The sequence below is a fragment of the Sneathiella chungangensis genome (assembly GCF_009882935.1).
Classification (GTDB): domain Bacteria; phylum Pseudomonadota; class Alphaproteobacteria; order Sneathiellales; family Sneathiellaceae; genus Sneathiella; species Sneathiella chungangensis.
In genome coordinates, this window is sequence record NZ_WTVA01000015.1 from 528,519 (window position 1) to 541,727 (window position 13,209).

General features: G+C 54.1%; 13 protein-coding genes. 6 read left to right on the forward strand and 7 right to left on the reverse strand.

The window, feature by feature from the left end; genetic code table 11:
- Positions 1–22 precede the first annotated feature (22 nt).
- Positions 23–1,309, reverse strand: a complete 1,287-nt coding sequence (urtA, locus tag GQF03_RS15625) for an urea ABC transporter substrate-binding protein (RefSeq protein WP_161340200.1) — start codon at positions 1,307–1,309, stop codon at positions 23–25.
- 354 nt (positions 1,310–1,663) lie between these two features.
- On the opposite strand from urtA, the gene GQF03_RS15630 reads away from it, so the two are divergent.
- Together GQF03_RS15630 and GQF03_RS15635 are read left to right on the forward strand one after the other, a co-directional pair.
- Positions 1,664–2,974: an alpha/beta hydrolase family protein gene (locus GQF03_RS15630; protein ID WP_206375925.1), complete on the forward strand. Its 1,311-nt coding sequence runs from the start codon at positions 1,664–1,666 to the stop codon at positions 2,972–2,974.
- A 180-nt stretch (positions 2,975–3,154) separates the two neighbouring features.
- Positions 3,155–3,904, forward strand: a complete 750-nt coding sequence (locus GQF03_RS15635; RefSeq protein ID WP_161340201.1) for a hypothetical protein — start codon at positions 3,155–3,157, stop codon at positions 3,902–3,904.
- Positions 3,905–3,996: 92 nt separating this feature from the next.
- On the opposite strand, the gene GQF03_RS15640 is transcribed toward GQF03_RS15635, so the two are convergent.
- Positions 3,997–5,622, reverse strand: coding sequence for a winged helix-turn-helix domain-containing tetratricopeptide repeat protein (locus GQF03_RS15640; RefSeq protein ID WP_161340202.1), 1,626 nt, complete (start codon positions 5,620–5,622; stop codon positions 3,997–3,999).
- A 242-nt stretch (positions 5,623–5,864) separates the two neighbouring features.
- Here GQF03_RS15640 and GQF03_RS15645 point away from each other — a divergent pair, with 242 nt between their 5' ends.
- Positions 5,865–6,695: a class I SAM-dependent methyltransferase gene (locus tag GQF03_RS15645; protein WP_161340203.1), complete on the forward strand. Its 831-nt coding sequence runs from the start codon at positions 5,865–5,867 to the stop codon at positions 6,693–6,695.
- A 78-nt stretch (positions 6,696–6,773) separates the two neighbouring features.
- Here the strand turns inward: GQF03_RS15645 and GQF03_RS15650 are convergent, their stop codons facing one another.
- On the reverse strand, positions 6,774–6,983 hold the full coding sequence (locus GQF03_RS15650; protein ID WP_161340204.1) for a cold-shock protein: 210 nt from the start codon (positions 6,981–6,983) through the stop codon (positions 6,774–6,776).
- Between the two features lie 271 nt (positions 6,984–7,254).
- Positions 7,255–7,674: an alternative ribosome rescue aminoacyl-tRNA hydrolase ArfB gene (arfB, locus tag GQF03_RS15655; protein ID WP_161340205.1), complete on the reverse strand. Its 420-nt coding sequence runs from the start codon at positions 7,672–7,674 to the stop codon at positions 7,255–7,257.
- Between the two features lie 113 nt (positions 7,675–7,787).
- Here arfB and GQF03_RS15660 point away from each other — a divergent pair, with 113 nt between their 5' ends.
- The gene (locus GQF03_RS15660) at positions 7,788–8,591 is read left to right on the forward strand and encodes a formate/nitrite transporter family protein (RefSeq protein WP_161340206.1); all 804 of its coding nucleotides are present in this window, start codon (positions 7,788–7,790) and stop codon (positions 8,589–8,591) included.
- Positions 8,592–8,597: 6 nt separating this feature from the next.
- On the opposite strand, the gene GQF03_RS15665 is transcribed toward GQF03_RS15660, so the two are convergent.
- The gene (locus GQF03_RS15665; RefSeq protein WP_161340207.1) at positions 8,598–8,831 is read right to left on the reverse strand and encodes an HP1242/YdcH family protein; all 234 of its coding nucleotides are present in this window, start codon (positions 8,829–8,831) and stop codon (positions 8,598–8,600) included.
- A 232-nt stretch (positions 8,832–9,063) separates the two neighbouring features.
- On the opposite strand from GQF03_RS15665, the gene GQF03_RS15670 reads away from it, so the two are divergent.
- A complete protein-coding gene (locus GQF03_RS15670) occupies positions 9,064–9,519 on the forward strand; it encodes a hypothetical protein (protein WP_161340208.1) in 456 nt (151 codons plus the stop codon).
- Here GQF03_RS15670 and GQF03_RS15675 read toward each other — a convergent pair.
- Positions 9,516–10,490: an NADPH:quinone oxidoreductase family protein gene (locus GQF03_RS15675; RefSeq protein WP_161340209.1), complete on the reverse strand. Its 975-nt coding sequence runs from the start codon at positions 10,488–10,490 to the stop codon at positions 9,516–9,518. The two genes, GQF03_RS15670 and GQF03_RS15675, sit on opposite strands and share 4 nt — an antisense overlap.
- A 127-nt stretch (positions 10,491–10,617) precedes the next feature.
- Here GQF03_RS15675 and GQF03_RS15680 point away from each other — a divergent pair, with 127 nt between their 5' ends.
- A complete protein-coding gene (locus tag GQF03_RS15680) occupies positions 10,618–11,535 on the forward strand; it encodes a winged helix-turn-helix transcriptional regulator (protein WP_161340210.1) in 918 nt (305 codons plus the stop codon).
- Here the strand turns inward: GQF03_RS15680 and GQF03_RS15685 are convergent.
- Positions 11,520–13,166, reverse strand: coding sequence for an acyl-CoA synthetase (locus tag GQF03_RS15685; protein WP_161340211.1), 1,647 nt, complete (start codon positions 13,164–13,166; stop codon positions 11,520–11,522). The two genes, GQF03_RS15680 and GQF03_RS15685, sit on opposite strands and share 16 nt — an antisense overlap.
- Positions 13,167–13,209: the final 43 nt, after the last annotated feature.

The following is a 13,209-nucleotide window of genomic DNA, read 5'->3' on the forward strand; positions in this document are numbered from 1 at the left end:
GGCCCTCCGGGTTTGATGCCGATTAGTACATCGGCTTTTCGCAACCACCGCAGACGACAGGATAGGTCCAGTCTGCGATCAGCTTGGCGCTTTCCGGGATGAAGTCGCTCCAGGCATCGCCAACAACGACGTCTTCGGTCCGCCATACGGTTTCAATCTGGCCATCGTCCTGAATTTCACCGATCAGAACGGGCTTGGACAGATGGTGGTTGGTGTTCATGACTGCCGTACCGCCGGTAAGGTTCTTGACCTTCTGGCCGTACATTGCCTGACGAACTGCGTCCACGTTGGTGGTGCCGGCCTGCTTGACAGCCTGCGTCCACATCTTGAAGCCGATATAGGTTGCTTCCATCGGATCGTTGGTGACGCGCTTGTCATCGCCGATGAAGGCTTTCCACTGCTTGATGAAAGCGTCGTTCTCTTCACTTTCAACGCTCATGAAATAGTTCCAGGCGGCGAGATGCCCAACCAGCGGAGCCGTATCAAGACCGGCAAGCTCTTCTTCACCCACCGAAAATGCGACCACGGGAATATCCGCCGCGTCGATGCCCTGGTTACCCAGTTCCTTATAGAAAGGAACATTGGCGTCACCGTTAATGGTGGAGACCACGGCGGTTTTCTTGCCTTCGGAGCCGAACTTCTTGATGTCGGAAACGATCGTCTGCCAGTCGGAATGACCGAAGGGCGTGTAATTGATCATGATATCCTCTTCGGCGACACCTTTCGATTTCAGGAATGCCTCGAGGATTTTGTTCGTCGTGCGCGGGTAGACATAGTCGGTGCCGGCAAGGACCCAGCGTTTGACGTTGCCGCCCTCTTCACTCATCAGATACTCAACGGCCGGGATTGCCTGCTGGTTCGGCGCCGCGCCGGTGTAAAATACATTGCGGGAGCTTTCTTCACCCTCATACTGGACCGGGTAGAAAAGCATGCTGTTCAGCTCTTCAAATACCGGCAGAACCGATTTCCGGGAAACCGACGTCCAGCAGCCGAACACAACGTCTACCTTCTCGACCTCGATCAACTCGCGCGCTTTTTCCGCGAATAACGGCCAGTCTGACGCGGGGTCGACGACAACCGCCTCAACCTTTTTGCCCAAAAGACCGCCATTTTTATTAAGATCGTCCACCATCATCAGGACCGCGTCCTTCAAAGTGGTTTCGGAAATTGCCATCGTGCCGGAAAGGGAGTGCAGGACCCCCACCTTGATCACGTCATCGGCCGCCTGGGCGGACCCCAGACCGAAAGCGCTTGTCGCCAACATGGCCGCGCCGGTAATCGCACCTGCGACTTTGCGTAGTCCTAACATTTTAATGATGCCTCCATTAGCCCATTGTTATTTTTGCAGTGCAATACAAAAAGCAAAGGTCGTGCCAGAAGGATCGATTAGATGGTAAGAAAAATTTAACCTTTTGATAAAGCGTGGTTTTTAAGGAAGTTGCGACTTGTCGGCCGGATTTCACCTTATTTAAGAAGTGAGCAAAAAAGGAAATTTGAGTATTTTTTAGGCACAAATGGCGATTTTCCCATATGAGGCCGATCTTTTGTCTAATTTTTGAGCATTTCAACTAAATCCATCCGCTTTTTCGTGATGGTTTTTCCCCTGTCGTCATGAAACAATGCAAACCTCTAAGGGACGGTTATTTCAGACTGGGAGGAAGAAATGAAAAAAATAGTTCCTATGCTAATGATGGGGGTACTGATGGTCGGAACGGCTTGGGCGGCGGACAACAGGGTCGATGGACTCCGCCCGGATGCACCTGAACTTGCCGCGCCTGGCGCAAGCGCAATTGGTGTCCGGACAATTCAACTCCTTCACAAGGACCAGGTGGACATATTGAAGGTGGAAGCCGACAAGCCGCTTCCCAAATATGACCGGCCTCTGACGGTTGAGGTCTGGTACCCCTCCGATGGCGCAAAAAGAGGCGGCCAATATAAGAATGTATTTATCCGGGACGGCAAAACACAGGTAACGCTCTACGGGCAGGCGGTCCGCGATGCGGCCCCGGCAAAAGCCGAAACACCCTATCCGCTGGTCATCATCTCGCACGGCTATCCGGGAAACCGTTTCCTGCTAAGCCATCTTGCTGAAAATCTGGCGTCCAAAGGCTACGTGGTTGCGTCGATCGACCATACGGACAGCATGTATCATGACAAGGCGGCATTCGGCAGCACATTGGTCAATCGGCCGCTGGATCAGAAATTCGTTCTCGACGAGATGGATCGCCTTGGCAAGGATCCCGGCAGCTTTCTGAACGGCCTTGTAAATGCGAACGATACCGGATTGATTGGTTATTCTATGGGCGCCTATGGATCGGTCATTACAGCCGGAGGCGGTGTCACACAGGCCGCGACGGAACTGGCATGGGGCGCCCCCGCCGGCACATTGAAAAGGATGATGGCGGGAAGTCCCGAGCATGAGGCCCTGATGGATGACCGCTTCAAAGCCATCGTCTCGATCGCCCCCTGGGGAATGACATACGGCTTCTGGGATGCGGCCGGACTTGCCGGAGTAAAAGTACCCATGTTCTTTATCGCGGGCAGCGTTGATGACGTCTCCGGATATGAAAAAGGCACGAAAGCGATTTTCGAAAATGCAGTAAATACCGATCGCTATCTCCTGACATTCGAAAATGCCAACCATAACGCAGCGGCGCCTATTCCCGCTCCCGTTGAATCCTGGAAGCCGGTGGATAACCTCGATTTCGTCCCATTCGAGCATTATGCGGATGCCGTGTGGGATACCCTTCGCATGAACAATATCACCCAGCATTTCGTCACCGCCTATTTTGCGGTTCACCTGAAGGGCGATGATAGCATGCAAAGCTATCTCGATATTATCCCGGTGGCCAATGAAGGGGTATTCGCAGTTGAAAAGGATGGCACGCCGAAGGCTGAGCACAGCTATTGGAAAGGTTTTCCCAAAAGAACCGCCAAAGGCCTGAAACTGGAACATATGACCAAAGCGAACTAGGTGCCTGACTAGCAATCTAACGGCGGTGGCCGTTATTGAGTTCCTACACAGCCGCTCATCTGTTTCGCAGATGAGCGGCCTGATTATTTGATTTTTGATTTCTTAAGTTTTCCGTGATACTGCTCATCCACGTTATTATTATGTTGACCGCCACATTCATGAGTAGCATTTAGAAACACCATGTACATTCGATTCAGCATCACGAAGATTATTTTTGTTCTCACGGCAATTGCACTGCTTTTAATCGCCGCGGATTTGGCTGTTATCACAATTAAGTTCAAATTTGGGATCCATATCGTCACCGTATTCGAGAAATTCATCCTTGATGATGAAGGGAATGTTCCCGCCTTTTTCTCATCTTCGATTTTATTGCTGACGTTCTACATATTACTGGCGATCACATTAATTCATCGCAAGGAGAAGTCGCGCGAATTTTTATACTGGCTCGGATTAACTCTTATCTTTCTATTTCTCGCCTTTGATGAAGCGGCGGCCCTTCATGAATCATTGGTAAAAATCTTCTGGCGCGTGCATGAACCCTCCGGTTTTGACAACTACGTCTGGCCCACAGTCTACGGCGTCCTGTTTCTTCTGCTGGCGGCAATTTACTTCAAATTCGTTTTATCATTGCCGAGAAAAGTCATGATCCTGTTTGTTCTCGCGGCCATCTTGTATGTCGGCGGTGCAATTGGCCTTGAATTCATTGGAAGCATGTATATCGGCCAGTCCTGGTATCAGCCACTCGATTGGGAAAAATTGGCCGATGGCAGTTACTACTTAATTGCAACGATTGAGGAGGTAGGTGAAATCTTCGGCGTACTGACCTTTATCTTTGCCCTTCTCACCTATATCGAAATGAAATGGCAGGGGCTCTATCTTTACGTCGGGGAAACGCCGACCGATAAGGAAACCAACCAGCTTCCCCGTTAGGTCTTTATGGGTCCCGGGTATTTTGCCCATGTCCAAGCTGCGCGATTGACCGGATTCCGCAGCATCGACCATCCCGACACCTGGTTGCCGTCTTAAAATCCGAGTTCCTTGAGCGCCTTTTGCACGATGCGTCTTGTTTTCTCTTCACGAAGCGGAAAGCCCCGGAAAAACAGTTCCTGATAATTCCCGAGTTTCCGCTTTTTGACAATGTCGGCCCAGGCGGATGCGGCAACGGCGTTGCCCGCCAGATGATTAGTAACCGCCGCCATCGCGTGAATATGGATATGGGCGTTCGGCTCAAGCGCGCCTTGCGTACAGTAAAAGCTGGCGTCCTTATACTCCCCGATCGCCATATGCGCCATTCCGCGCGCGCAGAGCATCGCATATTTCAGAGGATCCAGAGGGCTAAGCAACATGGCCGAGCACACATTCTCATTGCAGGACTCTGCATTGTCACAAAGCATATTCACGAAGGCGAGATTGTATTTGGCGAAGGCGTAGTTGGGCGACAGCGCAATACTGCGCTCAAACCAATGCTGCGCCGTCTCGACATTTCCCTGAAGCATGCTCGCGCGGCCCATCGTCAGATTGGTGAACGGGTCAAGGGAATCTATCTCGAACCCCTTCTCCGCCGTACGATGGGCGAGCACCCTCTCCTCCCGGGTATTCGGAACGAAGTTAAGGAAAGAGTTCTGGAAATGCGTAAAAGAGAGCCCCGCATAAGCCCGCGCAAAGTTGGGGTCAGCCTCGATCGCCCGCTTGAAGAGCGCCGCGGCAACGGCGTTGTCATGGCTGTTGAACCGATACATATGACTAAGCCCTCGATGGTAGGCAGCCCAGGCGCCAAGATTCTCCGTCGCGAATGTCGCGGCACGCGCCGCTTCCTCCATCGGGACGCGCACTTCAATTGCCGAAACAACTTGCGCGGCCAATGTTTGCCGAACCCCGATCAGCTCATCCGACCGTTCCTTGTATCGGTCGGCCCAGATAATCCGCCCATCCTCGGCGCCGTAGAGTTCGACATTGATGAAACTCTCGTTCCCCATGATGTCGACCGCGCCCGTTAGAATATAATCCGCGCCGAGAGATTTACGGATGACCTCGGGATCGTAGTTCGCACCGTTAAATCGAAAGGAGGACCCGCGCGCGATCACATATAACCAGCGAAGGCGCGACAGCTCCTGGATCAGCTCATGGGAAATCGCCTTGGCAAAGCCCCTGACAGCAATTTCCCCGCCCAACTGCTCAAACGGCAATACCGCAATGGTCGGCCGGTCACGGACATAGTGGCTGCCCTGGTCCGCCGTCCCCGGTTGCAGGGGCGTAAACGGCTCGGCATGAGCGGGATTATAGAGGGTTTGCTGCGCCGCCGCCGACAGCTCCGTCTTCGCAGCGCCGGGAATTACTTCCACTGTTTCCGGCTCACCAAGAAACCGAAAGCCGCGGTTATGCACCGTTTTGATCAATCGCTGGTCATTTCCGTTATCGTTTAGCGCCTTACGGGCTAGCTTGACCCGACTGCTGAGCGCGGATTCCGAGACGAACCGCCCACCCCAGACAATCTCGTTGATTTCATCTTTGCTGACCACCCGATCATGCGCTGTGATCAACAGCTCCAGCAATGAAAAGACCTGGGGTTCAATGGCAATAACCTCACCATCCCGCCGTAACTCCATGCGATAGGTATCAAATTCGAAATTCTCAAATCGGTAAATCATGAAGTTCTCTTCCGGCGCGGCTGGTGCGAAAAATATCACAACCACCTGTTACTGTCACGGACCTGCCAGGTTTCCGCCAGATTAATTCACAGGATCGTCAGGAAATCTCCAGATATCCTTCAAGCAATCAAGCGAAGCCTCCGCCATATTCCCTTCATCACCGCAGCTTGTGCGGTTCTTGATTAGTCGAATTGCCGCAACGACCGAATGCCGGTCGCGGCGAAAACTGAAGGAGAAAAAAAATGGCAATCGCATTGGAAATGGACACGACACCGAATTTCGACGCCATCAAAGCGAAGCAGAATGCGACCTGGGCGTCGGGGAATTATTCCCTCATCGGCGCCACGCTGCAGATAACAGGCGAATCCCTTGCCGAGGCAATGGATCTCCGAGGGGGACAGAAAGTGCTGGATGTCGCCGCCGGAAACGGTAATTTTACCTTAGCCGCCGCCCGGCGCTGGACTGACGTCACATCGACGGACTATGTTCAGAGCCTGTTGAAACAGAGCCAGGCGCGCGCCGAAGCGGACGGTGTCAATGTGGAATATAAAATTGCCGACGCCGAAGACCTGCCCTTCGCGGACGACAGCTTTGATGCCGTCGCGTCGACCTTCGGGGTCATGTTCACACCGAACCAGCGCAAAGCGGCCAATGAAATGGATCGCGTGTGCCGCAGCGGCGGAAAAATCGGCCTCGCAAACTGGACGCCGGAAGGGTTCATCGGCGCATTGTTCAAAATCATCGGCCGTTACGTACCGCCGCCCGCCGGCGTCAATTCACCGGCGCTATGGGGTACGGAAGACCGGATCGAAGATTTCTTTGGCGCGACCGCGCAGAAAATAGACATCACGCGGCGGCATTATGCGTTCCGCTACCGCTCTGCCCAGCATTGGCTGGAGGTTTTCAGAAACTATTACGGGCCGGTTCTAAAAGCGTTCGGTGCGCTTGGCTCTTCCCAGCAGGCCGAACTCAGCGAAGATATTCTATATCTCCTGGAGAGCTTCAATACGTCCGGTGATGAAACTCTGGTCGTTCCGTCCGAGTATCTGGAAATCGTGATCACCCGCAAATAGGAAAAACACGACGCTGTTTGCAGCGGACATAAAAAAGCCGCCGTCAGAATTCACTGACGGCGGCGTTTATTTTGCCGGTTATTTTACCAGCGTAATATTTTCAGCTGACGATTTGCCGTTTTTGCCAGCTTCAAGTTCATAAGAAACTTTCTGACCTTCGTTCAAGCTCCGAAGTCCGGCGCGCTCGACGGCAGAAATATGAACGAAAGCATCGCTTGATCCGTCTTCAGGCTCAATAAATCCAAAGCCTTTTGTCGGGTTAAACCATTTTACAGTACCAGTAGCCATAGTATTTTCCTCTTATAGCAACATGAAACGCGCCACCCACACCGTGCAGGTCTGCGGTTTTCTAACGATCACATTGTCAGGGGATAACTAAGGTAACCGGTAAGCCGGTTAGTTAGGCAAGTCGATAACGAATGTAACACGTAGCGACTACTTATAGATTATTTTTGATAAGTCAACGATTTAAAGAAAATATAAATAGGGAAACTCGGCCAGGCACGTTGGTCGGATGGCGGTATATCGACCCCAAGCCGCGCCGAAAAACGTCCTTGAGTTAATCGTCGGTCACTCTGCCGCGGCTCTTTTTAAGATGGCCGCGTTTTTGCTTTTTCTCCAGTCGCCGGAGCTTGGACGCGTGGGTGGGCCTGGTCGGACGCCGATATTTCGGGACAACCGCCGCGTCGCGTATCAGATCAACCAGACGGCTCAGCGCGGCTTTGCGATTTCTGTCCTGCGACCGGTATTCACTTGCCGTAAGAACAAGGACGCCGTCCTTCGTCATACGCTGTCCCGCCAGTTTCCGCAGGCGTTCGAAAACCGCCGGCGTCAGGTTGACGCTGTTCTTCGCATCGAATCGCAGTTGAACGGCGGTCTCGACCTTATTGACATTTTGTCCGCCGGGGCCGGGCGCGCGCAGAAAGCTTTCCGTAATTTCCGATTCCGCAAGGGAAATATCGCTGTTGATCCTGATCATAGTCATTCCGTTAAGCAGAAAGCCGGTGCAATTGCAAGAATATGCGAAGACTATTCTTTGCCCGTGCCATCAGCTAGACTGGCCCTCTCCTTCTTCGACCGCGGTGAATTGAGATGCCAAATACGCCTATCGATCTTGGAATCGATGCCTTCAGCCCAAAAGAGATGGCCGAGAAGGTCGAGACGGCCGGCGTCACGAAAGCCCATCTCGGTTTCACGCAAACGCTGATGCTCGCGATTTTGGCCGGGGCATTTATCTCATTCGGGGCCGCTTTTTATACATTGGTGATCACGGGGAGCGAGCTTGGATTTGGCACGACCCGTTTCCTGGGTGGTATCGCCTTTTCCCTTGGCCTTGTCCTCGTGATCGTCGGCGGGGCGGAGTTATTTACCGGCAACAATCTCATCGTCATGGCATGGGCGAGCCGCAAGATATCCAGCCGCGAACTCCTTCGAAACTGGCTGATCGTCTATGCGGGAAATTTTATCGGTGCGCTTGGCACCGCTCTTTTGGTCAACCTGTCGGGCGTTCTCAACTTTAATGGCGGCGCCGTTGGCGACGCCGCAGCAACCATCGCCAACGCCAAAATCGCGCTGCCCCTGGTAAACGCCTTCTTTCTCGCGGTTCTCTGCAACACACTCGTCTGTCTTGCGGTTTGGCTTTGCTTTGCCGCGCGGAACGTTAGCGGAAAGATTCTGGCAATCCTCTTTCCCGTATCCGCTTTCGTCGCCCTCGGCTTCGAGCATTCGATTGCGAATATGTACCTGATCCCGGTTGCCTATTTCCACGGCGTTGACACCATCCCTATTGGCGGGTTCTTTTTGAACCTGCTGGTGGTTACGGCCGGAAATATATTAGGCGGGAGCGCCCTTGTCGCACTTGTCTACTGGATCATCTACTTGCGAAAGAGCGCATAAGGCCGTTCAGCTCAAATATGTGCTGATCTGGTCCTTGAGCGCCAATCGCTGACGGCGGAGCTGTTTCTCATAGCCTTCGTCCGCCGGAGCCACATTCGTCTCAATCCTGTGAATTTCCCGATTGACCGTATGATATTCATCGGCAAGCTTCACAAAATGCGCGTCCGACTGCGTCAATTCATGAATCTGGTCCTTGGCGTCGGGAAATTCTTCGGCGAGTTCGTGGGGGACATGTGACATGGTCTTGCTCTTCTCCCTGAGTTGTTGGTTACGATGCTATGTAATGCAGCTAAGACGTTTAAAGTTCGATACAAGATCTTGCGCATTGATTTCGCGCAATATGTTACGGGTTTTCTCAAGGGCGGCAGGCGGCGGCCGGCTCACGCAATAGTGAGACTTCGTGTGCGGGATCGCCGACGGATTTCTGATATCACCGGAAAATAGTCCGCTCTATTTGACGAGGAGATTGCCGATGAAAAACCCGGAGACGAGAGAGGCGCTTGCCCTGTTGATCCTTCGCACCGGCCTTGCCTGGTTTCTTTTTGTCTGGGCGGTCAACAAGATCATAGAACCGGGACAATATGTCCGCATCTGGGGTTACTTTCACGGGGTGGAGATCGGCCAAACAATGCCTTACCTGATGGGAGGCGCGCAGATCGCGATTTGTCTACTGGCCGCGCTGGGTCTCTGGCGCGTGGTTTCCTACGGTCTTTTGTTCTTGATGCATCTGGTGACCGTGATTGTCATTTTCCCGAGCCTTGTCTCTCCGTTCGTTATTGAAGACGGTTTTCCTATCAACCGGAACAATGCCATCGCATTAGCCGCTCTCGCGGGTTTCACGGCGCTCTGGCTCCTCCGGCACCGGGATCACTGGTCGCTTGACGTCTGGATGCAGCGACGCAAAAACGCGGCGACGGCGTCGGATTAGCCGACATGTACCAGGGTTTTCCCGATCGCCTGCTGATTTTCAAGGCGAGCGAGGGCGGCCCGCGCGTGATGAAGCGGAAAAACCTTGTCGATGACGGGACGCACGAGACCTCGTTCACACAGATCAAAGAGGTCCGCCATGACAAGGTTTGATATCTCGGGCCGCCGCCATGCGGTCAGCGACCAGTTCACGCCGAGGACGCCGTAAGACTTGATAAGCGGCATGTTCATGCGAAGGTCCGGTATCGTGCCGGATGCAAATCCAACGATCAGCAACCGACCACCGATCGCAAGTCTGCGGGAGCATATATCGAAAAGTTCGCCGCCAACCGGATCATAAATGACGTCGACCCCGCGATTGTCGGTTAGTTCCTTGAGCCGTTCCGCCAAATCTTCCTGACGGTAATTTATGGCAATATCGGCGCCGACTTCTCTGGCCGATTGCATCTTTTCCTCGCTGGAGCAGACGGCGATCACCCGGGCACCGAGGGCCTTGCCGATCTGGACGGCATAATTGCCGGTACCGCCGGCCGCGCCCAGAACGACAAGCGTCTCGCCTTCGCGGAGCCGGCCGCAGTATTTCAGGCCATACATCGCTGTCCCTCCGGCAAGCGGGACCGCGGCGCCGAGATCGTGGGACAGATTTTCCGGAAGCAAGAAGCACATTTGTTCGCGAACCGAACTGAACTGGCCAAGCGCGCCCTGTCCCATGCCAACGACCCGATCCCCGACTTTGAGGCGTTTGCAATCCTCGCCGGCCTCCCGAACGATACCGGAAAATTCCAGACCGAGAACAAAGGGCGGCTCCGGCTGGTCCTGATAAAGTCCTTTTGGCTGCAGTATATCCGGGAAATTGAGCGCAGCCGTCTTGATCTCAACGATCAGGCCGCGTGGCCGAACGGTGGGTTTCGGGAATTCACAAAGTTGCAGGCCATCAAGGCCCGCGGTGCCGTTAACAACAATCGCTTTCATTCTTTTTATTCCGTCTTGTTGTCTTAGATCATGAGAATATCGCAAAAAGTCTCATATCGCAAGTAGAAATAGTCTCGTACTGAAAGCATGAAAATGTTATACAGGCAGAATGTTACAGGAAGAAATCTTGCCGGAAAGCAGCTGTTCCGTTGAGCGATCCTTCGAGATCCTTGGCGGCGCCTGGACCTTCCTCGTACTTCGGGAGGCATTGTTTCACGACGTCGTTCAGTTCGACAGTTTCCAGGCCAATCTCGGAATCGCACGTGAATCGCTCAAACGTGTCCTCAAGCGCCTTGTGCGTCACGGCGTGCTGGAGCAAAAGGCGCTCGTCCCCGGGGGTTTACGCAAAGGATATTTCCTGACCGAACGGGGCCGCGATCTGCTGCCGGCACTTGTAGCGGCGCTCAACTGGGGCGAAGACTGGGTCGGAGAGGGCCCCAGCCCAGAAAGCCTCATTCACAAGAAATGCGGCCATCCCCTTAAGCGCGCCATTGTCTGCTCTCACTGCCATCAGACAGTCGACGCGCGGGAGGTCAGCTTTGAAAGCCGGATCAAGAACCGGAGCAAGGGCCGCGCGAAATTTGCGAAAATGCGATATGTCGAGCAGGAGCTTCTGGAGCGTCAGCGGCCCTGCTCGATTGCCCGGACCATGGCGGCCATAGGCGACCCCTGGAGTTTTCTGATCATTCGCGAGTGCTTTTATGGTGTCAGGCGTTTCGATGCCTTCCAGCGGCGCCTGTCCATTGCGAGCAACATCCTGACAGCGCGTCTCAAACGGCTTGTCGCGGCAGGTGTGCTCCGGACGCAGCCGATTGCCGACCAGCCGCATCTTTCAGAATACAGAATGACGGAGAAGGGGCTGGCGCTTTATGCCGTGCCGCTCGCCATCATTGCCTGGGGTGACAAATGGCTTGCCGATGCAAAGGGGCCGCCGCTTATTCTCACGCATAAGGCGTGCGGTCATCAGTTTGCCGCGGAACTTCGTTGTCGGACTTGCGACAGCCTGGTGACCCTCGACGATGTGGCATATCAGGCCCCTTCTTGAACCTTTTGCCCCTTCACGTAGGCGGCCGCCCATCGATAATCCGGCTTGCCATTGGCGTGCCGAACGATTTCCGGCACGAAGAAGATCTGCTTGGGTAACTTATACCGGGCGATATGCCGGGAAGATTCTTCATGAATAGCCGTTTCTTGCGCCTCGGTATCAGGATGTAGCTGGACGACGGCGACAGCTTCCTGTCCCCAGCGGGCGCTTTCCCGGCCGACAACCAGCGCATCCTTTACGGCAGCATGTTTTTTCAGCGCTTCTTCCACTTCCTCGACGAATATTTTTTCACCGCCGCTATTGATCACGAGGGAATCCCGACCGAAGAGCCGGACCAGATCCCCGCCCAACAACTGCGCGCGATCACCGGCAATGGCAAAGCGTTCCCCGTCGATCCTGACGAAGGTTTTTTTCGTCGCCACCTCGTCATTCAGATAACCGATGGGAACATATTTGCGACGAGCCCACCAACCGAGCCCATCATGTCCTTCTTCAAGCAACGCCGTGCGATCCTCGCTCAGAACGGCGCTGCTCGGCGACATTTTGAAGGTCCCGGACGGATGCCCCTCGATATCCTCGACATGCTGCCCCTGATTGCCGCCTTCGGTCGACCCCAGGAAATCGAGAATTCTTGTTTTCGGCAACAAGCGGGTAAGTTCCTTCTTCGTGCGCGCCGACAAATGGGCTCCGCTGTTCAGAAAAAAGCGAAGCGTTCCAAGATCACGGCTTCCCATTTTGATTTCCTCAATCAATGGAATGGCAAAGGCATCTCCGACGATGGAGAGCATCACGACTTTTTCGCGTTCGATGGTATCGAGAATATCCGCCGCGTCAAAATGCGCGACCTGATCCTGAATAACGACCGTGTTCCCGGCGAACAGGCCCATGATGGCATTCCATTGCCCCGCCGCATGCATAAAGGGGGGCGCGGGCATCACCGGCATTGTTCCCTCCCGAGCGATGGCGGCGACTTCGTCGAGGCTTTCGATAATGCCCTTGTCCGATAGTCGCCGCCCGCCCAGAACCGAGATCCAGATATCCCCCTGCCGCCAGAGCACGCCCTTCGGCTTACCGGTGGTGCCTCCGGTATAGAGGATATAAAGATCGTCCGGGCTGTAAGGAAGCATCACAGTATCCGGCGTGGCTGCTTCCAGGAGAAACTCGTAATCGATCGCGTCATCAATATAGGAAGGGCCGCCATCGTCGATCTCGATAAAGATTTGGAGGTCGGGAAGGCGATCCCTGATCGCCGCAAGCTTTTCGCCGAAGCTCCGTTGGTAGACAATCGCCCTTGCTTTCGCGTTATTGAGAAGATAGGCAAGCTCCTGCTCAACATAGCGGTAATTCACATTGAACGGGGCGACGCGCGCCTTGAACGCCCCGAACATGGTTTCGAGATATTCATTGCCGTTATGCAGATAGATCGCAATCAGGTCCTGTCCCGACTGCCAATCCTCCACTGTTTCCCGCTCCTGATGGCAACCGAGCTTCAGCGCGCCAAGCGCATTGGCGAGGCGGCTGGAGCGATCCGCAAAATCCGCGAATGTCCATCTTTTTCCACGGCAGACAATCGCCTCCCGCTCAGGGACGGCATTGCATACACAATCGAGGACTTGCGTTAGATGAAACATTCTTCGGGCACCAGTTCGGGACCGCGCTCAGGCGCTCCCCTTA